The 25,930-nt window shown below is 72.3% G+C and carries 12 protein-coding genes and 1 pseudogene; 6 read left to right on the plus strand and 7 right to left on the minus strand.

The genetic code is table 11. The features are described 5' to 3' along the window. Nucleotides 1-62: 62 nt before the first annotated feature. Entirely contained in the window at nucleotides 63-1,031 is a 969-nt protein-coding gene (locus tag ACWD4O_RS20125; RefSeq protein ID WP_451281474.1) for an STM4015 family protein, read from the plus strand. Between the two features lie 18 nt (nucleotides 1,032-1,049). On the opposite strand, the gene ACWD4O_RS20130 is transcribed toward ACWD4O_RS20125, so the two are convergent. Together ACWD4O_RS20130 and ACWD4O_RS20135 are read right to left on the minus strand one after the other, a co-directional pair. After that, a complete protein-coding gene (locus ACWD4O_RS20130) occupies nucleotides 1,050-4,424 on the minus strand; it encodes a pyruvate carboxylase (RefSeq protein WP_451281476.1) in 3,375 nt (1,124 codons plus the stop codon). Nucleotides 4,425-4,554: 130 nt separating this feature from the next. Beyond that, nucleotides 4,555-6,336: an FAD-binding dehydrogenase gene (locus tag ACWD4O_RS20135; RefSeq protein ID WP_451281478.1), complete on the minus strand. Its 1,782-nt coding sequence runs from the start codon at nucleotides 6,334-6,336 to the stop codon at nucleotides 4,555-4,557. Nucleotides 6,337-6,564: 228 nt separating this feature from the next. On the opposite strand from ACWD4O_RS20135, the gene ACWD4O_RS20140 reads away from it, so the two are divergent. The 3 genes from ACWD4O_RS20140 (at nucleotide 6,565) to ACWD4O_RS20150 (ending at nucleotide 14,711) form a co-directional block, all read left to right on the plus strand. Then, nucleotides 6,565-7,722: a helix-turn-helix domain-containing protein gene (locus tag ACWD4O_RS20140; protein WP_451281480.1), complete on the plus strand. Its 1,158-nt coding sequence runs from the start codon at nucleotides 6,565-6,567 to the stop codon at nucleotides 7,720-7,722. Between the two features lie 140 nt (nucleotides 7,723-7,862). Next, the gene (locus tag ACWD4O_RS20145; RefSeq protein WP_451281481.1) at nucleotides 7,863-13,049 is read left to right on the plus strand and encodes a family 43 glycosylhydrolase; all 5,187 of its coding nucleotides are present in this window, start codon (nucleotides 7,863-7,865) and stop codon (nucleotides 13,047-13,049) included. Nucleotides 13,050-13,133: 84 nt separating this feature from the next. Next, on the plus strand, nucleotides 13,134-14,711 hold the full coding sequence (locus ACWD4O_RS20150) for a hypothetical protein (protein WP_451281483.1): 1,578 nt from the start codon (nucleotides 13,134-13,136) through the stop codon (nucleotides 14,709-14,711). Here ACWD4O_RS20150 and ACWD4O_RS20155 read toward each other — a convergent pair. The 5 genes and pseudogenes from ACWD4O_RS20155 to ACWD4O_RS20175 all read right to left on the minus strand — a co-directional run. Next, nucleotides 14,694-17,483 (minus strand): hypothetical protein, encoded by a 2,790-nt coding sequence (locus ACWD4O_RS20155; RefSeq protein WP_451281485.1) that lies wholly within the window; start codon nucleotides 17,481-17,483, stop codon nucleotides 14,694-14,696. The two genes, ACWD4O_RS20150 and ACWD4O_RS20155, sit on opposite strands and share 18 nt — an antisense overlap. Next, nucleotides 17,480-18,604 carry an ATP-binding protein gene (locus ACWD4O_RS20160; protein ID WP_451281487.1) on the minus strand — a complete coding sequence of 375 codons (1,125 nt, stop codon included), beginning with the start codon at nucleotides 18,602-18,604 and terminating at the stop codon, nucleotides 17,480-17,482. The genes ACWD4O_RS20155 and ACWD4O_RS20160 overlap by 4 nt, the downstream gene beginning before the upstream one ends. A 73-nt stretch (nucleotides 18,605-18,677) precedes the next feature. Next, nucleotides 18,678-20,165, minus strand: a complete 1,488-nt coding sequence (locus ACWD4O_RS20165) for a VWA domain-containing protein (RefSeq protein WP_451281489.1) — start codon at nucleotides 20,163-20,165, stop codon at nucleotides 18,678-18,680. A gap of 8 nt (nucleotides 20,166-20,173) precedes the next feature. Then, nucleotides 20,174-21,535: a hypothetical protein gene (locus ACWD4O_RS20170; RefSeq protein ID WP_451281720.1), complete on the minus strand. Its 1,362-nt coding sequence runs from the start codon at nucleotides 21,533-21,535 to the stop codon at nucleotides 20,174-20,176. A 69-nt stretch (nucleotides 21,536-21,604) separates the two neighbouring features. Beyond that, nucleotides 21,605-22,108 (minus strand): annotated as a pseudogene (locus ACWD4O_RS20175) (hypothetical protein); the annotation flags it as partial. Between the two features lie 231 nt (nucleotides 22,109-22,339). On the opposite strand from ACWD4O_RS20175, the gene ACWD4O_RS20180 reads away from it, so the two are divergent. After that, nucleotides 22,340-24,595, plus strand: a complete 2,256-nt coding sequence (locus ACWD4O_RS20180; RefSeq protein WP_451281491.1) for an ATP-binding protein — start codon at nucleotides 22,340-22,342, stop codon at nucleotides 24,593-24,595. 342 nt (nucleotides 24,596-24,937) lie between these two features. Then, nucleotides 24,938-25,924 (plus strand): AraC-like ligand-binding domain-containing protein, encoded by a 987-nt coding sequence (locus tag ACWD4O_RS20185; protein ID WP_451281493.1) that lies wholly within the window; start codon nucleotides 24,938-24,940, stop codon nucleotides 25,922-25,924. Nucleotides 25,925-25,930 lie beyond the last annotated feature (6 nt).

The following is a 25,930-nucleotide window of genomic DNA, read 5'->3' on the forward strand; positions in this document are numbered from 1 at the left end:
GAACAGGCGGCGCACGGGCCGGGATCGTCGCCGGCCGCCGCACCCCACGGAAGGCTCCTGCCTTGACCCTGAGTCATATATCGGAACTGCACGGTCTGCCGGTCCACGACTTCCCGCTGCCCGGCAACACCGCGGACCTGCCGACGGCGGATTCCGTCGCCTGGAAGATCGCCTGGCACGAGGGGAACGGGGAGGAGGACGACTACGCCGAGTGCTGGGACCGTTTCCTGAAGACGGTGGACCCGGCGGGCGTGCGGGCCCTGGTCCTCGGGGCGGGCGCCTACGGCACCGAGAACGACGCCGCGGACCCGCGCGAGACCGCCGAGCAGCTCGCCGCGGCGGCGGACCGGCTCACCGGTCTTCGGGCGCTCTACCTCGCCGACCTCGAATTCGAGGAGTCCGAGCTCTCCTGGATCGTCCAGGACGACGTCAGCCAGTTCCTCGCCCCGTTCCCGAAGCTGGAGGAGCTCGGCGTACGCGGTTCGGGCAACGGCTTCAGCGGCGGCCCGGGGCTCCAGTTCAAGCCCCTGCGTCATGAAGGGCTGCGCATCCTGCGCTTCGAGAACGGCGGGCTGCCCGCCCATGTGGTGCACGGGCTCGCCGCCTCCGAGCTGCCCGCGCTGGAGCACCTGGACATCTGGCTGGGCGAGGAGTGGTACGGCCGCAGCACGACCGTCGCCGACCTGACGCCGATCCTGGACGGCTCCCGGTTCCCAGCGCTGCGCCGGCTGGGCCTGCAGAACGCCGACATCCAGGACGAGATAGCCGCCGCCGTGGCCTCGGCACCGGTCGTCGCCCAGCTCACGGCCCTGCACCTGGGCCGCGGGGCGCTCGGCGACGCGGGCGCCGAGGCCCTGCTGAGCGGTCAGCCGCTGCTCCACCTCGAGGAGCTGGACCTGTCGCACCACTATCTGTCGGACGCCATGATGGAGCGGGTGCGGCAGGCCCTGGAGCCGCACGGGGTGCGGGTCGACCTCTCCGAGCAGGAGGTCGAGGAGGACGGCACGCGGTACGTGGTCGCCGGCGAGTGACCGCCGGCGACCGCGGTCTCACCCCACGACGACGAGCAGGTCGCCGCCCTCCACCTGCTGGATCCGGTTGATGGCCAGCCGCGACACCGTTCCGGCGTTCGGGGCGGTGATCGTGGCCTCCATCTTCATCGCCTCGATGGTGGCGACCGTCGCGCCGGCCTCCACCGCGTCGCCCTCGGCGACCGCCAGCGTGACGACGCCCGCGAACGGCGCGGCGACATGCCCGGGGTTGCTCCGGTCGGCCTTCTCGGTCACGGGGACGTCGGAGGCCGCCGCCTTGTCGCGGACCTGGATGGGACGCAGTTGGCCGTTCAGGGACGACATCACGGTGCGCATGCCGCGTTCGTCGGCCTCGCCGACGGCCTGGAGCTCGATCAGCAGCCGCACGCCCGGGTCGAGGTCGACGGCGTACTCCTTGCCCGGGCGCAGGCCGTAGAAGAAGTCCTTGCTGTCGAGCACGCTGGTGTCGCCGAAGGCCTGGCGGTGGCTCTCGAAGTCACGTGTCGGGCCGGGGAAGAGAAGCCGGTTGAGGGTGCTGCGGCGGCTCTTCTCCAGGCCCTCGCGGTCCTCGGTGGTCAGGTCCTGCACGGGCTTGGCCGCGGCGCGGCCCTGGAGCGCCTTGCTGCGGAACGGCTCCGGCCAGCCGCCGGGCGGGGTGCCGAGCTCGCCGCGCAGGAAGCCGATGACGGAGTCGGGGATGTCGTAGCGGTCGGGCGTGGCCTCGAAGTCCTGCGGGGACACGCCGGCGCCGACCAGGTGCAGGGCGAGGTCGCCGACCACCTTGGAGGAGGGGGTGACCTTGACCAGGTGGCCGAGGATGCGGTCGGCGGCGGCGTACATCGCCTCGATGTCCTCGAAGCGGTCGCCGAGGCCGAGCGCGACGGCCTGGGTGCGCAGGTTGGAGAGCTGTCCGCCGGGGATCTCGTGGTGGTAGACGCGCCCGGTCGGGGAGGCGAGGCCCGCCTCGAAGGGGGCGTAGATCCTGCGGACGCCCTCCCAGTACGGCTCCAGGTCCCCGACGGCCTGGAGGTCGAGCCCGGTGGGCCGCTCGGAGTGGTCGGTCGCGGCGACGATCGCCGACAGGGAGGGCTGCGAGGTGGTCCCGGCCATCGAGGCCACGGCGCCGTCGACGGCGTCCGCGCCCGCCTGGATCGCGGCCAGGTAGGTGGCGAGCTGGCCGCCCGCGGTGTCGTGGGTGTGCAGGTGCACCGGCAGCTCGAACTCGCGGCGCAGCGCGGACACGAGCTTGGCCGCGGCCGGGGCGCGCAGCAGGCCCGCCATGTCCTTGACGGCCAGGACGTGGGCGCCCGCCTCGACGATCTGCTCGGCCAGCCGGAGGTAGTAGTCGAGGGTGTAGAGGCGCTCGTTCGGGTCGGACAGGTCGGAGGTGTAGCAGAGGGCGACCTCGGCGACGGCCGTCCCGGTCTCGCGGACGGCGTCGATGGCGGGCCGCATCTGGCCGACGTCGTTGAGTGCGTCGAAGATGCGGAAGACGTCGATGCCGGTGGCGGCGGCCTCCTGCACGAAGGCGTCGGTCACCTCGGTCGGATACGGGGTGTAGCCGACGGTGTTGCGGCCGCGCAGGAGCATCTGGAGGCAGATGTTGGGGACGGCCTCGCGCAGGGCGGCAAGGCGTTCCCAGGGGTCCTCGGCGAGGAAGCGCAGGGCAACGTCGTAGGTGGCGCCTCCCCAGCACTCCAGGGAGAGCAGGCCCGGCAGCGTCCGGGCGACCAGCGGGGCAGAGGCCAGCAGATCCTTGGTGCGGACCCGGGTGGCGAGCAGCGACTGGTGGGCGTCGCGGAACGTGGTATCGGTGACGCCGATGGTCGGAGACTCGCGCAGCCAGCGGGCGAAGCCCTCGGGACCGAGGTGGACCAGCCGCTGACGGGAGCCCGCCGGCGGCTCGCCGGCGGGCGGCGACGGCAGCTTCGCGGTCGGGTCGATCAGCTCGGGCCGCTCGCCGTGCGGCTTGTTGACGGTGACGTCGGCGAGGTAGGTCAGCAGCTTGGTGCCGCGGTCGGCGGAGGAGCGGGCGGTGAGCAGATGCGGCCGCTGTTCGATGAACGAGGTGGTGACGCGGCCGGCCTGGAAGTCGGCGTCGTCCAGGACGGCCTGGAGGAACGGGATATTGGTGGCCACGCCGCGGATGCGGAACTCGGCGACGGCGCGCCGGGCGCGGCCGATCGCGGTCTGGAAGTCCCGGCCCCGGCAGGTCAGCTTGACCAGCATCGAGTCGAAGTGCGCGCTGATCTCCGTGCCCGCGTGGGTGGTGCCGCCGTCGAGGCGGATGCCGGAGCCGCCGGGCGAGCGGTAGGCGCTGATGCGGCCGGTGTCCGGGCGGAAGCCGTTGGCGGGGTCCTCGGTGGTGATCCGGCACTGCAGGGCCGCGCCGTGCAGTTTCACGGTCTCCTGGGAGAGCCCGAGGTCGGCGAGGGTCTCGCCGGCGGCGATGCGCAGCTGGGCCTGGACCAGGTCGACGTCGGTGACCTCCTCGGTGACCGTGTGCTCGACCTGGATGCGCGGGTTCATCTCGATGAAGACGTGGTTGCCGGCCGGGTCCAGGAGGAACTCGACGGTGCCGGCGTTGCGGTAGCCGATCTCGCGGGCGAAGCGGACGGCGTCGGCGCAGATCCGGTCCCGCAGCTCGGGGTCGAGGTTGGGCGCGGGGGCCAGCTCGATCACCTTCTGGTGCCGGCGCTGGACCGAGCAGTCCCGCTCGAAGAGGTGGATGACGTTGCCCTCGCCGTCGGCGAGGATCTGCACCTCGATGTGGCGGGGGTCGACGACGGCCTTCTCCAGGAAGACGGTGGGGTCGCCGAAGGCGGACGCGGCCTCCCGGGAGGCGGCCTCGATGGACTCGCGCAGGACGGCCGGGTCCGCGACGCGGCGCATACCGCGCCCGCCGCCGCCGGCGACCGCCTTCACGAACACGGGGAAGCCGATCTCCTCGGCGGCCCGCACGAGTTCGTCGACGTCGTTGGAGGGGGCGGACGAGCCGAGCACGGGCACGCCCGCGGCGCGGGCCGCGGCCACCGCGCTCGCCTTGTTGCCGGTCAGTTCGAGGGTGCGGGCGTCGGGCCCGACGAACGTGATGCCCGCTTCTTCGCACGCACGCGCGAGTTCGGGGTTCTCGGAGAGGAACCCGTAGCCCGGGTAGACGGCGTCGGCGCCCGCCCGGCGCGCGGCGCCGACGATCTCGTCCACGGAGAGGTAGGCGCGCACGGGATGCCCGGGTTCGCCGATCTCGTAGGCCTCGTCGGCTTTCTGCCGGTGCAGCGAGTTGCGGTCCTCGTGCGGGAAGACGGCGACCGTGCGCGCGCCCAGCTCATAGCCGGCGCGGAATGCACGGATCGCGATCTCGCCGCGGTTGGCGACCAGCACCTTGCGGAACATCCTGGACCCCTTCAGCCTGACGGTGACGGGACCCATCGTGGCGGTGAGTGACCGGCTTGGCCATGTGAGTCCGGCCACTCACCGCATGTCTCGCTCGTTCGGACCGTGATCGACTACATTCGACGCCCGATCAGGTCGCCGTGGCCGCCGCCGCGGCCCGTCCGGCCTGGCGCCCCGAGAAGAGGCAGCCGCCGAGGAAGGTGCCTTCCAGGGAGCGGTAGCCGTGGACTCCGCCGCCGCCGAAGCCGGCGACCTCGCCGGCCGCGTACAGGCCGGGCACCGGGTTCCCGGCGGCGTTCAGGACCCGCCCGGAGAGGTCGGTCTGGAGGCCGCCGAGGGTCTTGCGGGTGAGGACGTTGAGGCGTACGGCGATCAGCGGTCCGGCGCTGGAGTCGAGGATCCGGTGGATGGACGCCGTGCGGCTGAGCGAGTCGCCGGTGTAGTTCAGGGCGTTGCGGATGCCCATGACCTGGACGTCCTTGGTGTAGCTGTTGTCGATCTCGCGGTCGCGGGCCTCGATCTGCCGTTTGAGGTCGGCGAGCTGGATCAGGTTGTCGCCGGTGAGCTTGTTCATGCCGGCGACGAGGTCGGTGAGCGTCGTGGCGACGACGAAGTCCTCCCCCTTGTTCTTGAACTTCTCGATCGGCTCCGGGGTCTGCCAGATGCGGGACAGCAGCTGCCAGATGTTCTTGTTGGTGAGGTCCGGGTTCTGTTCGGAGCCGGAGAGGGCGAACTCCTTGGCGATGATCTTCTGGGTGGTGACGAACCAGGAGTAGTCGTAGCCGGAGTCGGTGATGGTCTTGAGGGTGTGCAGGGTGTCGTAGCCCGGGATGTCCGGGGTGTTGAACCGCTGCCCCTTCGCGTCGAACCACATCGAGGACGGGCCGGGCAGGATGCGGATGCCGTGTCCGGGCCAGATCGGGTCGTAGTTGCGCAGGCCCTCGGTGTAGTGCCACATGCGGTCGGGGTTGACGATGCGGCCGCCCGCCTTCTCGGTGATGGCGAGCATCCGGCCGTCGACGTGCGCGGGGACGCCGGTGACCATGAACTTCGGCGGGGTGCCCATCCGGGCGGGCCAGTTCTGCCGTACGAGGTCATGGTTGGCGCCGATGCCGCCGGAGGTGACGACGACGACCGGGGCGCGCAGTTCGAACTCGCCGACGACCGTGCGGGAGCTGGGCTTGCCGCGGGCCACGCTGCTGGGCTCCAGGACCGCCCCGCGGACGCCGGTGACGACTCCGTTGGTGGTGACGACCTCGTCGACGCGGTGGCGGAACTTGAAGATCACCTTGCTGGCGTCGACCGCGGCCCGCACCTTCTTCTCGAACGGCTCGACGACGGCCGGTCCGGTCCCCCAGGTGACGTGGAAGCGCGGCACCGAGTTGCCGTGGCCCGTCGCGAGGCCGCCGCCGCGCTCGGCCCAGCCGACGATCGGGAACCACTGCACGCCGAGCCCGGCCAGCCAGGACCGCTTCTCGCCGGACGCGAACTCCACGTAGGCCTTGGCCCACTGGGCCGCCCAGTAGTCCTGGCCCTTGGGGTCGTCGACGCCCCGGTCGAAGCCGGCCGTGCCCTGCCAGTCCTGCCAGGCCAGGTCGTAGGTGTCCTTCACGCCCATGAGCCGCTGTTCGTCGGAGTTGACGAAGAAGAGGCCGCCGAAGGACCAGAACGCCTGGCCGCCGATGCTCGCCTCGGGTTCCTGGTCGAGGAGCAGCACCTTGCGGCCGGCGGCGGCGAGCTCGGCGGTCGCGACGAGTCCGGCGAGTCCGTGGCCGACGACGATCGCGTCGGCGTCCTGCGCGGCGCCGAAGGCCGGGAAGGCCTGGGCCGCGAGGGTCGCGCCCGCGACGACCCCGCCGGCCACGGTGAGGGCGCGGCGGCGGGTGATGGCTGCGGCTGCGGGGATGTCCATGAGCGGCCCTCCTGGGGAAGTTGCAAGGGGCGGTGCTTGGGCGATGCTTGACCAAGGCTTGGGCGGCACATGGGCGCGTGGCACAGGGGTGTTCCTGCGACAGAGGCACTGTTACCGTCGGTAGCCCACAGGAAACCAGGTCGTCACAGCGGTGCGATAGTGCACGGCAGCCAACACGGACACCGCTTGCTTGTGGCCCGGAGACAGCGGCCGGGCGGGAAGGGATGCATGACCGTCGTTCACGGCCCGGAGCAGATCGCGGCCGTCCTGCGGGGCATGGCCGACGATCCCGAAGTGTGCGGCGAACTCGTCGAGGCCGCCCGCAGCCAGTCCCCGGAGCTGTCCCGGCTCGCCGAGGAGGCGACCCGTTCACATGTGACGGCGATGATCCGGGCGGCCGGCCCCTGGTTCACGGCGCTGGAGCGGCGGGGCGCGGTCGAGGAGCAGGACTTCACGGCCGCGCTGCTGCTGGGCGCGGACCGTGCCGTCCAGGGGGTCGCGATGACCTCGGTGCTGCGCGGGGTGCAGGCGGCGCTGGCGCGCGCGGCGGAGATCGCCGTCGACCGCTGCCGGGGCGCGGGGGTGCCGGACCGGGTGCTGCTGTCGGTGGTCCTGCGGCTGCAGGAGTACGGCAACGCGGTGGAACGGCATGTGGTGCACGGCTATCGCGCGGCCGAGCACGAGGCCCCGCGCGCGATGGGCGCGCTGCGCACCCGCCTGCTGCGCAGGATCCTGCTGGGCGAAGTCACCCCGCATGCCCAGGAGTTGGCGCAGGCCGGGATCCGGGCCGACTCCACCGGCCGGTATCACTGCCTCGCCGCGGTCCCGGCCCGCCGTCGCTCGCTGCGCTCGGGGCACGTGGTCACGGGGACGGTCGACGGACACCTGGCCGGGCTGTGCCCCCGGCCGCCCGGCGCCGACGAGATCGCTGCGGACGCCCTCGTCGTGGTCGCGCCGGCCGCCGCGCTGTCCGAACTGCCCGCGCTGTACCGGCTGTGCGTGCGGGCGGTGGAGCTCGGCCGGGAGCAGGGCCTGCGCGGTCTGTACGACGTCACCGACTTCGCGGCCCGGCTCGCGCTCGCCGAACAGCCGTTGCTGGGTTCGCTGCTGAGCAGCCGGTTTCTCGGGGAGCTCGATCCGGCGAACGAGTTCCATCGCCAACTCGCCCTCACCGCCCTGGCGTTCCTCGACAACGGGCGCCGCCTGGACCAGACGGCCGCGGCTCTGTTCACCCATCCCAACACCGTCCGTTACCGGCTCGGCCGACTCCGGCAGATCACCTCCGCGCCCCTCGCCGAGGGCGCGCTGGGTCCGATGGACGGGCTCCACTGGTGGTGGGCGCTCACCTCCTGGCTGGACTTCCCGGGACCGGCGACGCGCGACTGAGCGGTACGCCTCGGCTCATATCCCTCCCTCATTCCCGATGTTCGACCTGTCGGACATTGTTCGAGATCTATTGACGTGACCCACCACACCGTTTGACACTCTCGCAACATCACGTCACACGGCTGAAACGGCGGGCGCATATGACGCACAGGCAACGACTTCGCGGACGCGCGAGACGCGGGGCGGGACAACTGGCCGCGCTGACCGCCGTTTCACTCCTCGTGGGCCTCGCCGGGGCCGCGGCTCCCGTCCAGGCGACGGAGAGCACGGCCGAGGGCGCGGCCGCGAGCGCCGATGTCACGGACGGCCTCGCCCTCTGGTACAAACTCGACGCGGCCTCCGGCACCACCGTCACCGACTCCTCGGGCAACGGCCGTACGGGCACCGTCAACGGCACCGCCGGCTGGACCAACTCCGGTGAGGGGCTGGCCTTCAACGGTTCGAGCACCTACATCAAGGTGCCGGACAACATCATGAGCGGGCTGAGCTCGATCACCGTCTCGATGGACGTGAAGATCGACTCGACGCAGTCCAACCCGTACTTCGTCTACGGCTTCGGCAACACCAGCGGCTCGGCCGGCAACGGCTACCTGTTCACCACGGGCAACTCCTTCCGCACGGCCATCGCCAGCGGCAACTGGTCGACGGAACAGAACACGCGCTCCGCGGGCACCAACCTCCAGCGCGCCGTCTGGAAGCAGATCACCTACACCCAGACCGGCAGCACGGGCGTGCTGTACGAGGACGGCGTGGAGGTCGGCCGCAACACGGCGATCACCATCACCCCCGGCTCCATCGGCTCGGGCACGACCACCGCCAACTACATCGGCAAGTCGGTCTACCCGGGCGACAACCTCTTCAAGGGCAACATCCGCGACTTCCGGGTCTACGACCGGGCGCTGGCGAACACCGAGGTCGAGGAACTCTCCCTCCCCGTCGCCACGCAGGGCGTCGCCGCCGACAAGTCGGCCCTGACCCTGGGCGACACCAGCGCGGTCATCGCCGACCTCACCCTGCCGAGCGCGGGCCCGGCGGGCGGCTCCGCCATCACCTGGGCGACCGACAACGCCTCCGTGGTGTCCGCGACCGGCGCCGTCACGCGCCCGGCCGCCGGCCAGCCGGACGGCCACGCCACGCTCACGGCGACCCTGAAGAAGGGCCCGGTGAGCGACACCAAGACCTTCGACGTCACGGTCCCGGCCACCTTCGACGACACGACGGCCGTCCAGCAGGCCTCCGACGCGCTGACCGTCCCGAACATCGACGACGTACGAGGCAACATCACGCTGCCCTCGACGGGCCTCTACGGCACGGCCGTCGCCTGGTCCTCGGCGAACCCGGACGTCATCTCGGCCGACGGTGTGGTCCACCGCCCCGCGCACGGCGACGGCGGTACGACGGTCGACCTGACCGCGACCCTCACCAAGGGCACGGCCACCACGACCCGCACGCTCACCGCGAAGGTCCCCGAACTCCCCGCGAAGGAAGCCTTCAAGGGGTACATGTTCAGCTACTTCACCGGCGAGGGCACCTCGGACGGCGAGCAGCTCTACGCGGCCCTCAGCAAGGGCAACGACCCTTTGAAGTGGCGGGAGTTGAACGACGGCAAGCCCGTCCTGACCTCCACGCTCGGCGAGAAGGGCCTGCGCGACCCGTTCATCATCCGCTCCCCCGAGGGCGACAAGTTCTACCAGATCGCCACCGACCTGCGGATCTACGGCAACGGCGACTGGGACGCCTCCCAGCGCACCGGCAGCAAGTCCATCATGGTCTGGGAGTCCACCGACCTGGTCCACTGGACCGACCAGCGCCTGGTGAAGGTCTCCCCCGACTCGGCCGGCAACACCTGGGCGCCGGAGGCGTTCTACGACGCCGAACTCGGCTCCTACGTCGTCTTCTGGGCGTCGAAGCTGTACGACAACGCCGACCACTCCGGCGACACGTACAACCGCATGATGTACGCGACGACCCGTGACTTCCGCACCTTCAGCGAGCCCAAGGTGTGGATCGACCGCGGCTACTCGGTCATCGACTCCACGATGATCAAGGACAAGGACACCTACTACCGTCTCTCCAAGGACGAGCGGAACAACAGCTCCTCGACGCCGAACAGCAAGTTCATCTTCGAGGAGAAGAGCGACTCGATCCTCAACCTGTCCTACACCGCCGTCGCCGAGGGCATCGGCAAGGGCGCGATGAGCGCGGCCGAGGGTCCGCTGGTGTTCAAGTCGAACACCGAGGAGAAGTGGTACGCGTTCCTCGACGAGTTCGGCGGTCGCGGCTACATCCCCTTCGAGACGACGGACCTGGCCTCCGGCGTCTGGACCCCGTCCACCAGTTACGACCTGCCGTCGAAGCCCCGCCACGGCACGGTGCTTCCGGTCACCCAGGCCGAGTACGACCGGCTCCTGAAGACCTACCAGCCGGACCAGATCATCACCGGCGCCGAGGACGTCACGGTCAAGACGCGCATCGGTGAGGCTCCGGTCCTGCCCGCCACCGTCATCGCCGAGTCGGCGGACGGTGTGAAGCGGCCCGTCGCCGTCACCTGGGACGCCGTCGACGCGTCGCAGTACGCGCAGGCCGGCGCCTTCACCGTGAAGGGCGACCTCGCGGGCGACTCCGCGATCGAGGTCAGCGCCGAGGTCACGGTCTCCGCCGAGGGCCCGGACGTCCCGGCCGACCTGCTCCTGCACTACGACTTCGACGAGACCGGCGGCAGCATCGCCCGCGACTCCAGCGGCCACGGCTACCACGGCACCTACGTCCGGACTCCCGACTTCGGTACGGGAGTCGAGGGCGGCTCCTTCAAGATGTCCGGCGGCAACAGCAGCTCCAGCTCGCCGTACGTCAAGATCCCCAACGGCGTGCTCAAGGACACCACCGGCGTCACCGTCTCCACGTACGTCAAGTGGAAGGGCGGCGACAACTTCCAGTGGCTGTTCGGCCTCGGCCCGGACAGCAACAAGTACCTGTTCGCCACGCCCTCCAACGGCGGCGGCAAGCTGTTCTCCGCGATCACCAAGGCCACCTGGTCCGGTGAGAAGCAGATGATCGGCGGCTCGCAGCTCACCGCCGGCGAGTGGAAGCACGTCACCGTCACGCTGGACGGCGCGACCGAGACGGCGATCCTCTACGTGGACGGCGCCGAGACGGCCCGCGTGAACGGGGTCACCATCAAGCCGTCCGACCTGTACGACCCGGCGAAGGACTACTCCGGCTACATCGGCAAGTCCCTGTACTCCCCGGACCCGTACTTCGGCGGCGAGGTCGACGACTTCCGGATCTACAACCGGGCCCTGACGCCCGCCGAGGTCCTGGAGATCAGCGGCAACACCACCGGGATCGCCGCGGCGACCCACCCGGCGCTCAAGGTCGACGCGATCATCACCGACAAGGCCAGCAAGATCGTCCTGCCGCTGACCCCGGGCAGCAACCTCAAGGCCCTGGCACCGCAGTTCACCCTGGCCCACGGCGCGACCATCAGCCCCGCCTCCGGCACCCTGCGCGACTTCACCGAGCCGGTGACGTACGAGGTGACCGGCTCCGACGGCAAGAAGCGCACCTGGACGGTGTCGGCCGTGGAGATGAAGAGCCCGGTGCTGCCGGGTCTCAACGCCGACCCGAACATCGTCCGCTTCGGCGACACCTTCTACATCTACCCGACCACCGACGGCTTCGAGGGCTGGAGCGGTACGCAGTTCAAGGCGTACTCGTCGACCGACCTGGTGCACTGGACGGACCACGGCGTCATCCTCGACCTGGGGCCCGACGTGAGCTGGGCGGACAGCAGGGCGTGGGCGCCGACGATGGCCGAGAAGGACGGCAAGTACTACTTCTACTTCTGCGCCGACGCCAACATCGGCGTCGCGGTGTCCGACTCCCCCACCGGGCCCTTCACGGACGCGCTGGGCAAGCCGCTGCTGAAGGCGGGCGACTTCACCGGGCAGATGATCGACCCGGCGGTCTTCACCGACGACGACGGCCAGACCTACCTGTACTGGGGCAACGGCCGCGCCTATGTGGTCCCCCTCAACGACGACATGGTCTCCTTCGACGCCTCGAAGGTCACCGACATCACCCCGAGCGGCTACAACGAGGGCACCTTCGTCATCAAGCGCAAGGGCACCTACTACTTCATGTGGTCGGAGAACGACACACGTGACGAGAACTACCAGGTCGCCTACGCCACCGGCTCCTCGCCCACCGGTCCCTGGACCAAGCGCGGCGTGATCCTGGAGAAGGACCTCTCCCTGGGCATCAAGGGCCCCGGCCACCACTCGGTGGTCAACGTCCCGAACACCGACGACTGGTACATCGCCTACCACCGGTTCGCCATCCCCGGCGGTGACGGCATGCACCGGGAGACCACCGTCGACAAGCTGGAGTTCGACGCCGACGGCCTGATCAAGAAGGTCGTGCCGACGCTCACCAGCATCGACCCGGTCACCGTCGTCCACGCCGGTCCGGACGCCCAGGGCGTCGAGGGCTCCGCGATCGCGCTGAACGGCACGGTCTCCGGGGCGGGCGGCGCCCAGTGGACGGTCGAGAAGGGCGCGCCGTGCACGGTCGCGGACGCCGCTGCCGCCCGGACCACGGTCACCTGCACCGACGACGGCCTCTACACCGTCACCCTGACCGGCGGCCGCAGCACCGACACGGCCGTCGTCACCGCGACGAACGCCGCGCCCTCGATCACCTCCGCCGCCGGCCCGTCGGCGCCGGTCTCGGTCGCTCGGCCCGCGGTCGTCACCGCCCGGTTCACCGACCCGGGTGCCGGTGACACCCACACCTGCACGGTCGACTGGAAGGACGGCGGCAAGCCGGCCGCCGGCACGGTCACCGCGTCCGGCTGCCGAGCGGAGCACGTCTACACCTCGGCGGGCCTCCGTCAGCCGGTGATCACCGTCACCGACGACGACGGCGGCGCGGTCACCACGACGCTGCCCGAGGTGATCGTGTACGACCGGGCGGCCGGCCCGGTGGTGGGCGCGGGAACCGTCGGCAAGGCGTCCTTCTCCCTCTCCGTCGGATACCTTCCCGGGGGCTCCGCCCCGGCCGGGGCGGTCGCCTTCGACCTCGGTTCGGCCCATCTGAAGTTCCGGTCCGCCAAGACCGACTGGCTCGTGGTCGCCGGCTCCCGGGCGGTTCTCCAGGGCTCCGGCACGGTCAACGGAAAGACCGGCTACAGCTTCCGGATCACCGTGACGGACGGCCCGGACACCTTCCGCATCAAGATCTGGAAGACGTCCGACGGACAGGTCGTCCACGACAGCGGCACCGCGCCGGTCCGCGGCATCGTCACGGTCGGCGTTCGACGCCGGTAAGGCAGCCGTGAACGGTTAAGGTCATGGGCCCCCTGTCCTGCGGCAGGGGGCCCGTTCCGTGGTTCTTCCCTGGGGGTTCGAGGCATGCCGACACCTGACGACATCTGGCAGGACGCCGACCTGCCCACCCGGCGGCTCGCCGGGCTGGCGCTGAATCCCGCCGCTGCGCAGGAGATCCTGCTGCACCTGCTGGCCGAGGCCCCGCTCGCCGTACGGATGGTGCTGTGCCGGGACCAGGTCCTGCCGTCGGCGGTCGTCGACGCCGTGATCGCGCACCCCGACCATCGCACCCGCAGCTTCTTCGCCCGCAATCCCCATGCCGATCCGGCCCAGCGGGCACGGCTCCTGGACGATCCGCACTGGTTCGTCCGCGCCCACCTCGCCGCGGGACCCGGGCTGGACTACGACGGCCCGCCGCTGCCCGACGAAGCCGTCGTGCACATGATCAACAGCTACGAGCAGGAACACCTCGGCGGTTCCTTCTTCCGGCAGTTCTCGGTCGGGCTGCGCCGGTCCATGCACACGCATCCGGATCCGAAGGTCCGCGCCTGGGGCGTCAGCTGGGAGTGGGCGTGGCTGCCCGCCGAGACACAGGCCGCGCTGCTGACGGACCCCGACGACGAGGTCCGGTCGAGGGCCCAGCGGCATCTGCGCAACGAGGACCCCGTGTGGGTCGAGAGCGTCCTGCCCGACAGACCGTGTCACGGCCGCACCGACATCCTGCTGCACCGGGCCCTCAGCAGAACGGTCGTGGACGGGGTCCTCAGCGCGCCGGCCGGCCCGCAGGAGCGGTGGATGATCGCCCGGAACCCGACCCTGCCGCCCGACGTGGTGAGGCTCCTGGCCGCCGATCCGGACCCGGAGGTCCGTGCGGAGATCGCCGGCCGCACCGACCTCGGCCCCGCCGAGCGCGGCGCCCTCGCCGCCGACCCCGTGCCGGACGTGCGCAGGGCGGTCGCACGCCACCCGGACCTCGGCCTCGCCGAGCGGCAGTCCCTCGCCACGGATCCCGACCCGGGCGTGCGGCTGGCCGTCTCCGTGCACCCCGCGTGGAGCGAGGAGGGGCGGGCCGGAATCGACTACGCGGTCCCCTCGGACGGGCCCTTCCTGTTCCGTCCCGAGCCGTTGACGCCGCCGGACCCCGAGGCCGTCCGCCGGGACGCGCTGTCCGGTCACCCGATGCTGCGCCGGAACGCCGCGCGGGTGCACACCCTGCCGGCCGACCTGGTGGCCCGGCTGGCCGTCGACGACGACCTGGGGGTGCGCGTCCTGCTGGCCCAGAACCACCCGGACGCCCCGGCGGACCTGCTGCTGCGCAGCTTCCTCGAGTACACCGGCGATGAGCGCGACCGCCTCCTCACCCGCCCGGACTTCCCCACCGTCGGACTCGCCGGTCACGCCGACGACGAGGATCCCGCCGTCCGGGCGCTGGCCGCCCGCGACCCCGAGGCCCCGGCGGCCACCGTGGAGCGGCTCACCCGGGACCCCGACCCCGCCGCCCGGGCCGCGTTCGCCCGCCATCCGAACCTGCCGCAGTCCCGGCTGGCGGAGCTCCTCGACGACGAGGAGCTGGTCCACCACGCGGCCGCCAACCCGGCGTTGCCCGCACCGACGATCCGCGCTCTGGCGAGCGCCTGCACCGGGTCAGCCGACGGCGAGTAGCGCTTCCAGCGCCGTCGCGGTCTCCGGGTGGCGGGCGAGCAGGTCCGCTCCGGCGGGCGTGGCCTCGGCGCTCTCCCAGGTCCCTTCGCAGCCCAGCAGGTCCGCGAGCGCGTCACAGGTCGCGGGGTGGGCGGCCAGGAGCGGGAGGGCGACTGCGGTGCTCGCCGCCGACTCCAGGCGCAGGCGCGGCGGTTCCTGCGGGAGTCGCCAGGGCGGCACCCAGCGGTCCAGCTCCGCGAGCCGGGCGGGGAAGACCCGGCCGGCCTCGCGGATCAGCAGCGGGGCCAGCTCGCTGCCGCCCGCCCGCAGGCCGGTGATCAGCGTCGGGAGCCAGGGCAGCAGCACCGGGTCCGGGAGGCGGGCGAACGCGTTGGACACCGCCTCGACGACGAAGTCGGCCAGCCCCGGCACCGGTTCCAGGGCGTGCACGAACCCGCTGAGGTAGCGGGGGTAGGCGGGGACCACCAGCGGGTTGCCGAGCAGTTCGGCGCAGCGCGCCCGCAGTGCCGTCCTCGACAGCGTGCCCAGGTGGGTCTGCGCGGCCCACAGCAGTGCGGTGCGGGAGGGCTCGGTGGGGTGGGACTGGGCGAGGGCGAGTTCGAGCTGGGTGCGGTCGCAGCCGAGGGACAGGGCCAGGCTCTCCATGCCGAACAGGAAGCCCAGCATGGCCGCGACCTGGCGGACGGTGGCGTCGTCGTCGGTGAACGCCGTCGGCAGCAGCGTGCAGTAGTGCGCGTAGCCGGCCTTGACGAAGGACTCGATCCAGGGCGGCAGCACCGGTTCGGCGGTGCGGTAGTAGGCCAGCAGCCGGCGCACCCGGCGCAGCACCTCCGGCGCGCCGTCGACGCTGCGTTCGCCCGCCAGCACCTCCAGGGCCCGGGTGCCGAGCTCGTCGGCCAGCCGGCGGCTGCGCAGATGCAGGACGGCGTCCTCGACGGCCTCCAGGACCTGGGCCGCCGTGGCCTGCGGAGCGTAAGCGACGCGGCGCAGCCGCTGTTCGAGGACCTGCTCGATGCTGACGCCCTCGTAGCCGAGCTCGATCAGGGCGCGCTGGTGGGTGCCCAGGGCCAGGTCCCAGGACTCCTGGATGGGGCGCTCGCCCAGCCGCCGCTCGCCCATGATGGGCCGGGCGGCGCCCTCGGGCAGCAGTCGGCGCAGCATCCACAGCAGGTCGGAGCAGTGCTCCAGTTCCGGCCGCGAGGCGATGTCCAGCAGGGCGCGCTGCACTCCGCGCTGCTGGAGCCTCAGGTTCAGCGGGGCGAGCCGGTCGTGCACATCGCGGGCCAGCGGCGGCAGCGCGTCGTACCCGACCTGGCCGACGCGGTCGCCGCCCATCATGATCTCGACCAGCCGGCCGACGTCCCGCCGGCCCGGGACGGCGTCCTTCTCGATGCAGGTGACGGCCGCGTCCTGGAAGTCGTACGGCGTCGGCTTGGCGCGCTCGCGCATCCCGGCCAGCAGGATCGACGTCTCGAAGACGGCGATGGCGTCGGCGGTGGACGCGAGGTAGCCGTTGCGGCGCGCCGCGCGCACGATGTCCACCGACCAGCCGAGCAGTTCGGCCTCGTCGAGGGGGTCGAGCGCGGGCGGGCGCCGGAGGAAGCCGGTGAGCCGGTCGGCGGGCGGCGCCGCCGGGACCGGCGCGGGGAGAGCCTTCTTCGTCGTCGGCTTCTTCGTGCCCGCCTGCCCCTCCAGGCGGAAGGGGCGGACGCCGGTGCGCTTGACGTTCTTCGCCCATTCCGTCGCGGCGATGGACACCGAGCCCGCGGCAAGGCCGAACTGCGCCTCGATCGCGGCGTGGCTGGACGGGATCAGACCGTGCCGCCACTTGGTGGGGCTCGGCGGGCTGATGGTGAAGGTGTCGCTGCCGTGCACGCCGAACTCCTCGACCCGGCTGGCCGCGTGGAAGGCGCCGCAGACATAGAGGCAGTCGGCGGGGTCGGCGCCGGTGGCGGCCAGGTGCTCGCGCATCCGCGTCCACATGTACCGCTCGCGGTCCTCGTCGACCCGCGCCCTGCCCGGGTCGCCGGGGGCGAGACGCCGGAAGAGGCTGCCGATGAGCAGCATCACCTGGCGGTAGGTGTCGTGGTCGCTGTCGCCGAGGGGCAGTTCCACGTACTGGTGCCACCACTCCGACCAGTGGCGGACCCGGCCGTGGCGCAGGAGGTGCTCCTCCAGTTCGGCGAAGCGGGGGCGCAGACGGCCGATCTCCACGCCGACGGCGTCGCCGTGCAGGGCGGACTGCTCCGGCGTCTCGGGAGCGTCGGGGCCGGCGTCGGCCTCGGCCTCGGCCACGGAGTCGGTCTCCCACTGGAAGACGTGGTCCGAGGAGCGGTCGACGAGGACCAGTTCGACGCCCGGGGTGTCGAGCGCGTAGGCGATGGCCTGGTACTCGGCGGAGGCCTCGGTGACCGGGGCGACCACGGAGAGCGGCGCCCACTCGAGGGGGAAGCCCTCGATCTCGCTCGCGAAGGCCTGGACCGCCACCGGAAGACGGCAGTTGCGCAGCTCGGTGAGCAGCGGCGCCATGTCCTCGCACAGCTCCAGGTAGACCACCTTCGGCTGCTTCTCGCGCAGTCGGCGGGCCATGGCGATCGCCGAGGCCGGGGAGTGGTGGCAGACCGGGAAGATCTCCAGAGGCTCGCGCACCGCGCGTTCGACGTCGTCGACGATGCCCCGCAGGATGCCCTCCAGGGCTCCGGGTCCGTCGGCGAACGCGGTTGCCGCCTCGTGCAGTTGACCGCGCAGCGCCTCGAAGGTGCCGCCGCTCATGACAGGGTCGCGATCGCGTCACGGCCGCCCTGGAGGAACTCCGGCCAGGAGCCGCCTTCTTCCTTGCTGCGCGGTTCGACCACGCCGTGCAGGTACTTGTTGAGAATGGCGAGGTCCTCGGGCTCACGCCGGGCCAGCGAGCCGACGAGCGAGGAAGCGAGGGCGTGCGCGGTGAGGGCGCGCTCGCCGAAGAAGTTGCTGTGCAGGATGGCGTCCTCGAGGACGCCGATCTGCTCGGCCGTGGACAGGGCGGACTCCAGCTTCTCGTCGTCGCTGCCGGCGGCGGCCGAGGAGGCCCGCAGGTCGGCGAAGCTCTGCAGCAGCACGTCCAGCAGGGTCGGCGGGACGTCCAGCTCGATCTGGTGGCGGCGCAGCAGTTCCTCGGTGCGGAAGCGGACGATCTCCGCCTCGCTCTTCTTGTTCGTCACCACCGGGATGCGGACGAAGTTGAAGCGGCGCTTGAGCGCGGAGGAGAGGTCGTTGACGCCCCGGTCGCGGCTGTTGGCGGTGGCGATGACCGAGAAGCCGGGCTTGGCGAACACGATGTTGTCGCTGTCCTGGTCGCTGCCCAGCTCCGGGACCGAGATGTACTTCTCGGAGAGGATCGAGATCAGCGCGTCCTGGACGTCGCTGGTGGAGCGGGTGAGCTCCTCGAAGCGGCCGATCGAGCCGGCCTCCATGGCCGTCATGATCGGCGAGGGGATCATCGACTCCCTCGACTGACCCTTGGCGATGACCATCGAGACGTTCCACGAGTACTTGATGTGGTCCTCGGTGGTGCCCGCCGTGCCCTGCACGACCAGGGTGGAGTTACGGGAGATCGCCGCCGACAGCAGCTCCGCCAGCCAGCTCTTGCCGGTGCCGGGGTCGCCGATGAGCAGCAGACCGCGGTCGGAGGCGAGGGTGACGATGGAGCGCTCGACGAAGCTGCGGTCGCCGAACCACTTCTGGGAGATCTCCCGGTCGACGCCGTCGGCGCGCTCGGAGCCCAGGATGAACAGCCGGACCATCTTCGGGGACAGCCGCCAGGAGAACGGCTTGGGGCCGTCGTCGACGGACTCCAGCCAGTCGAGTTCCTCGGCGTACTTGAGCTCGGCGGGGGCGCGCAGCAGGTCGGACATGGAGAAGCCTTTCTCGTAAGAGGCGAGCCGTAAGGGGCGAGCTGTAAGGGGCGAGTCGTAAGGGGGGCGAGGCTCAGGTGAGGAACGTCTTGAGCTCGTGGACGAGCTTGCGGATGTGACCGGAGATCACCGGTGTGCCCTGGTCCTTGAAGCGCTCCCGGAACCACGGGTTGACGCTGCCGCGCCCGGAGCTGGTCACCGAGCCGACGGGGATGAACTTGACCCCGGAGCGGTGCAGGGCGGCCATGCTGTCGAACAGGGGCTGGCTCTGCCACTCGTAGAAGTCGGAGATCCAGACCACGACGGTGTTGCGGGGCTCGGCGACCTTCGGCTGGGCCAGGGCCATCGCGACCGTCCCGTCGGTGCCGCCGCCGAGCTGGGTGCGCAGCAGGCTCTCGAAGGGGTCGTGCACCCACGGGGTGAGGTCGAGCGCCCGGGTGTCGTACGCGATGAGGTGGACGTCCACCTTCGGCAGGCCGGCGAAGATCGACGCCAGGATGGTGCAGTTGACCATGGAGTCGACCATCGAGCCCGACTGGTCCACGACCACGATGAGCCGCTGCGGTGTCGTCTTGCGGGCGGTGTGCCGGTAGTAGAGGCGGTCGACGTAGAGGCGTTCCTCTTCGGGGCTGTAGTTGGTGAGGTTCTTCCAGATGGTGCGGTCGAGGTCGAGGTTGCGGAACACGCGCTTGGGCGGGACCGAGCGGTCGATCGCACCGACCGTGGACTTCTCCACCTGGGTGCGCAGCACTTCGGCGACCTCGTCGACGAAGCGGCGGATCAGCGCCTTGGCGTTGGCCAGCGCGACGCCGGAGAGATTGTTCTTGTCGCGCAGCAACTGTTCGATGAGCGACATGCTCGGGGTGAGCCGCGCGGCGAGCTGCGGGTCGGCGAGCACCTCGCGCAGGTGCATGCGCCGCACGAGGTCGGCTTCCAGGGCGCCGAGTTCGGGGCCGATCGTGGGGATCAGGTTGCTCAGGTCGGGCGTCCGGCCGGCCCCTCCGGAGCCGGCCGGGCCGGCGCCGGGGCCGCCCGGCAGCCGGCCGCCGCGCAGCTCGCCCGGTGCGCAGCCGAGCGCACGCTCCAGCCAGCCGGCGTCGCTCTGCCAACGGGACAGCTGTCCGGCGCCGACGGCTCCGGAGCCGGTGGCGAAGACGTTCAGCAGCACCTTGGACACCAGGGCCGCGCGCCGGACTTCGGCGGCACGGTCGCGAGTGTCGCCGTCGGCCGCGCCCTCGGTGTCGGTCTCGGTGTCGGTCTCGGTCTCGGTCTCGGGGACCATCAACCCGTCGAACTCCGCCGCCAGTTCCGGGTGGCGCTGCACGATCGAGTCGACGGAGGCCTGCGGGTCCAGCAGCGCGGGCGGCAGGCCGATGTCCTCGACGACGGCGAGGCTCGCGGACTCCAGGCCGGCCTGCTCCTCGGGGTCGAAGAGACGGGCGAGCAGCCGCCAGTAGAGGACCTGCCGACGGTTGTCGTCGGGAACTGCCGCCGGTGCCTCGGCCGCGTCAGCCGTGTCGGCCGAGTCGTCCGTGTCGGCTGTGTCGGGCGCGTATTCCATGTCGTGGCTCATTTCCGCAGCAGCCTTCCCGCCCGTTCGCGCAGGACGGTCACGGCGTCGGTGGCGGCCTTCTCGGCCCGGGCGCCGGCCTTGTCGGCGGTGCCGCCGGCCCACGCGCCCGCGTGGAGGGCGACGGCCTTCCTGCGCACGGTGGTCTCGACGGCGAGCGGCTGGAGCCGGAACCCGCCGCCGTCCCAGCGGAGCAGGGCGATGCACGCGCCGGAGGCGGCGACGGCCTCGGGGGTCAACGGGCTCGCGGTCGGGATGCGGTCGGTGTCGACGGGGAGAACGCGGCCGGCCACGGTGAAGGTGAGGGTGTCGCCGTCCCGGCTCCTGTCGTAGCCCTCCAGGAACACCGGCTCGGCGATGCGCGCCGGGTGGCGGTCCAGGGGCGCGGTGGGCAGGGCGGTGGCGGTCGGCAGGACGACCCGCGCGGTGGCGAAGGCGTCTGCGGGGTCGCCCTGGCGGGCCCGGGCGTCGTCCCACAGGAGATCGCCCTCGTCGGTGAGGGGCATCGCGTCGAGGTCCATCGCCCGGCCTTCGCCGAGGGCCGTGAGCAGCGACAGGTGCGGCCGCAGCAACTGCCAGACGCCCGCCTCGACGACGGTGTCCGGCTTCGGCACCGAGACGCTCGCGCGGACCAGTCGGGGTGCCGTGCCGTCGGCGGGTTCGAACACGGCGTGGACCTGGGCCTGTGCGGCGGTGGCGTGTTCGTGCAGGTCCACGCCGAGCGGCAGCAGCCGGCCGGTGACGGCCTCGACCGCGGGCACGTCGGCGGCTCCGGGCCGGGTCAGCAGCAGGGCGCGGGCCCACAGGTCGCCCCAGCGGCGCGCCGGGATCCGGTCCAGGGCCGCGCCGGGGCAGGAGGCGGCAAGCTCGGCGGCGAAACCGTCCAGCAGGGTCGCCAGACGGCGCAGACCCGGGTCGGGCAGCATCGCGGAGACGATCGGCGCGGCCCCGCCGGCCAGTTCGTGGTCGATGCCCTGCCAGCCGGTGCGCGCGAGGTCCGACAGCCAGCTGCGGGCCGCTGCCGGCAGGTTGGCCTCGGGCCGCGCTCCGACGGCCGTCGGCCCTCGCTCCTCCCGTGTGCGGCCCGTCACCTCGTCGACGCCGACCGTCAGTGCGTCGTGCACCGCGCCGAGCAGGGCGGTGCGGGCGGCCGCGAGGGCGACGAAGTGGTCCTCGCTCGCGGCTCCGACCGCGGCCTTCTCGACCGCTTCGGCGACCCGGGCGGCGAGCGGGGTGCCGGCGACGGCGCGGGCGAGCTCGGCGAGGTCCTGCACCCGGTCGGGGCGGGGGCGCAGCAGACCGGCCACGAGGGTCCGGTCGAAGGCGTCGACCGCCGCCAGTGCCTCGTCCAGCCCCGCCACGGGCGCGGTGAGCCGGCCGGTCTCCCCTTCCTCGGCCGGTTCGGGCTCGTCGGCGGGCGTGCCCGTGGCGGCCGCGGCCCGGGTCGGCGGGAACCACTGCAGCTCCGGCAGCGGGGCGGTGACCGGGGCGAGTTCCAGATAGGCCAGATGGCGCAGGAACCGGCTGAAGACGGACGCCGCGGCGGCCTTGCCGTCCGCCGGGGAGGGCCGGGTGCCGGTCATCGCGGCGGTGAGAGCGGCGGCGTCCGCCTGCGCGCCCCCGGGCTCGACGCGCAGATAGCGGGCGACGCGGTCCGCGCCGTACTGCAGCACGGCCTCGGTGACCAGGGCGCGGATGTGGTTGCAGAACGAGCCCCGCGCGCCGCCGCAGGGGCGGTTGTTGTTGGTGCTGCACGCGAAGGCGTACGTGCCGGCGGCGACCGACGAGACGTACACCCGCTCGATGTCCGAGCCGCTGGAGACCACGCCCTGCAGACGTCCGTCGGCCAGTTCGACGAAGGGGACCTTGGCGAGCCCCCGCGCCCTCGCGGGCGGTACCACCCGGGCCGTACTCGACTTCTCCCAGTCCGACACGCACCATCTCCTTTGCGGCACAAGGCTTCGCGCACGCCGGATCGGCGCAGCACAGGGGGGTTGTCGCAACCGATCGGCGCGACACTGACGAACTTACCGGCGACCACTGACAACGCCGTCCGAGCACCCGGCGAGGGGCGACGAGCCCCCGATCGGGTCCCGGCTCTTCTAGAATTCAGATGATCATGCTCGGGGGCGACGGCAGGGGCATACCGAGACGAAGGGGCGGAGTTGAGCGGGGAGCGGGCGGCGTTCGGGGCGCTGCTGCGGGAGTTGCGGATGGCCGCGTCGCAGACCATCGAGGGTCTGGCGGAGGCGTCGGGCGTGAGCGTGCGGGGCATCGGGGATCTGGAGCGGGGACGGCGGGCGGCTCCGCAGCGGCGGACCGTCGCCGCCCTCGCGGACGGGCTGGGCCTGGACGAAGGCCAGCGGCAGCGGCTGCTGACGGCGGCGCGGGCCGGGCGCACCGGGGGCTACAGCCCGGTGGGCGTACGGGCGTTCCCGCGGGGCGTGGACGACTTCGTGGGCCGGGAACGGGAGTTGACCCGGCTGGCGGCGCTCGCGGCGCAGGAGGCGGCGGCCCAGCCGGCGGTGGTGGCGGTGTGCGGTCCGCCGGGCACCGGCAAGACGACGCTGGCGCTGCACGCCGCCCGGGATCTCGCCGACCGTTTTCCGGACGGGCAGTTGGTCCTGGACCTGCGCGGCACGGACGACGATCCGCCCGGTCCCGCCGAACTCGTGCTCAGTGTGCTCAGGGCCCTTCAGGTGGCCGACCGGGACCTGGCGCAGGCCGGGCCGTCGGGTCATCCCGCGCTGTACCGACGGCTGTTGGCGGAGCGGCGCTGTCTGCTGGTCCTGGACAACGCCCGGGACGAGGGTCAGGTGCGCCCGCTGCTGCCGGCCGCGGGCACGGGCATGGTCGTCGTGACGAGCCGGCGGATGCTGACCGGTCTGGACAGCGTGCACCGGCTGCCGCTCGGGGAACTGGACCCCGCGGAGGCGGCCGAATTCCTGACCTCGCTCGTCGGGGCCGAGCGCGCCGCCGCCGATCCGGCCGCCCTCGCCGATGTCGCCGAGCGCTGCGGTCATCTGCCGCTCGCACTGCGGGTGGCGGGCAACTGGCTGGCCACCCGCACCGGGTGGACCGTCCGCCGGCTCGCGGACCGCCTCGCCGTCGAGGACCGCCGGCTGGACGCGCTGGCCGCCGGCGACCTGCGGGTGGCCGCCGCGTTCGACCTGTCCTACCGTCAGCTCACGCCCGCCGCCGCCCGGTTGTTCCGGCGTCTCGCCCTCGTCCCCGGCCCGGACGTGGGCGCGGCCGGGGCCGCCCGGCTGACCGGTCAGCCGCTGTTCGACGCCGAGGACACCCTGGAGGAACTGGTCGAGACCGGGCTACTGGGTGCGCCCGGGGACCGCTACCGGCTCCACGACCTGCTGCGGCTGTACGCCCGCAGCCGCCTCGAGGCCGAGGAGTGCGCGCAGGACGCCGACCTGGCCCGGGCGGCGCTGTACGACTGGCTGCTGGAGACCACGGTCGTGGCCGGCCGCTGGTTCGAGCCGGACCACGGCAGCCCGCCGCCGACCTGGCAGGGCACGGTCGATCTGTCGAGCGCGGACCGGGCGCGCGGGTGGCTCCAGTCGGAGGGCGCCAACTGGCTGGCCGCGCTGCGCGCCGCCGCGGCCGCCGGTGAGCACGCCGCTGTGGTGGAGGTGGCCGAGGCCCTGCACTGGTTCTCCGACCAGTGGATCTTCTGGGGGCACTGGCCCGAGGTCTTCGGCACCGCCGCCGACAGCGCGCGGGCGCTGGGCGATCCGGTCCTGGAGGCGACGCACCTCAACTACCACGCCTGGGCGCTGCTGACCTGCGAGGACCGCCCCCACGACAGCCTGGACCGCTCCGCCGAGGCCCTCGCCGCCGCGCTGCGCGCCGCCGACACCCGACAACAGGCCTGGGCCCACATCTATCGTGCGTGGGCGCTGCGCCGACTGGGCGACTTCATACCGGCCGCCGACCACATGCACCGCGCGGCCCCGTTGTTCGAGGCCGCCGACGACCTGCCCGGCAGCCTCCAGGCCCGGCACGGGCAGGCCTCCCTTCTGCTGGACTCCGACGATCCCGAGAAGGCGCTCGTCGCCTACCGCGACACGCTGGCGTTCGTGGACCGGGCCGGTGACCGGCTGCCGTCGCACATCGGCGACTTCTCCCGGGGCCAGCTGCACTCGGGCATGGGCGCCTGCCATGCCCTGCTGGGGCGGTGGGCGGAGGCCGTCGACGATCTGAGCACCTCCGTGGCGATCTCGCGGGAGAGCGGCAACACGGCCATGGAGAGCCGCCAGCTCGTCGACCTGGGCAACGCGCTGCTGTCCGCCGGTCGGCCGACGGAAGGCCGCGCGGCCTTCGCCCGCTGTGTCTCCCTCGGTCTCGACGCCGACCCGCAGCGCGTCGCCGAGGCACGCGGCGTCCTCGCCCGTCTCGACGCGCCCTGAACTCGCCCTCCCGTCCCCGGGGGCGCCGCACCACGGGGAGGGCGGCGGGACGGTGACGGGCACGCGCCATCGACGGGCGAGGTCCCCTCGCCGTGCCCCCATCCTGGTCCCACGGCCTCCCCCGCGTCTTGTCCCGCAGTGCACCGTGCTGTTCCCTCAGTGCACTGCCGTGCGCGGCTCTGCACAGCCACGGCGGACGGCCGCGCCTGCGCCGTCCGCTCTTTCTGCCTGCTTCCTGCCTGGAGACCGCCTGGGCCGGCTGCTTGGCTGGTGACGGCGGGAGGAACGGGCCGCTGTCCGATCCCTCTCCGCCGGTTTCGCACAGGTGGAGAGGAGAGCCCGGTGGCTCTGGTGGTGACGACTGCTTCGGTTCCCGAGGGAGAGCGACTCGCGTACTGGCAGGACGCACTGGGCAGAGCGCTGGTGCCGATGACCGTCACCGCGCGGGGCGACGGCCCGTTCGAGGGCCGGATCTCCACCGAACGACCGGGCTGTCTGCGCATCTCCACGATCGAGGCCGACGCGCACCGCCTGAGCCGCACGCAGGCCCATGTCGCCGACGCGGCCGCGAGCACGGCCACCGCCGGGGGCTGTGTGGCGGTCTGCGTCCAGACGGCGGGCACGGCGACGTTGATCCAGGACGGCCGGCGCGCCGTCGTCGGCGAAGGCGACCTGGTCGTCTACGACACCGCCCGGCCGTATTCGCTGGACTTTCCGCAGCGCTTCTCCGCCCATGTCGTGCACATGCCCCGGCGGGCGGTGGGCCTGCCCGTCGCGGACCTGCGGCAGGTGGCCGGGACCGCGATCGCGGCGGCGGAGGGTTTCAGCGCCCTGCTGGTGAACTTCCTGACCTCGCTGACCTCGTCGGTCCCGCCCTGCGCCCCGGCCGTGGCCGCCCGGCTGGCCACGGGCGTCGTGGACCTCTTCGCCGCGCTGGTCGACCAGCGCAGCGGGCGGGCCGCGGTGCCGGAGCGCAGCCCCGGCGACCACCATGTGCTGCGCGTCCGCGACCACATCGACCGCAACCTCGGCGATCCGGATCTCTCCCCGCAGACCGTGGCGGCGGCGCACCACATCTCCGTGCGCTATCTGCACCGGCTGTTCGAGGGCGAGGGCGTCACGGTCGCCCGGCTGATCCAGCAGCGCCGTCTGGAGCGGTGCGCCCGCGAGCTGGCCCGGTCCGACGCCATGGCCCCCACGGTGTCGGCGGTGGCGCAGCGCTGGGGCTTCGCCAACCCGGCCCACTTCAGCCGGGTCTTCCGCGCCGCCTACGGGCTCTCCCCACGCGAGTGGCGCGACGCGCGGCACGATCTGCTGCCGACCGGCTGAGGGCCG

It is taken from the genome of Streptomyces sp. NPDC002623, assembly GCF_053592635.1.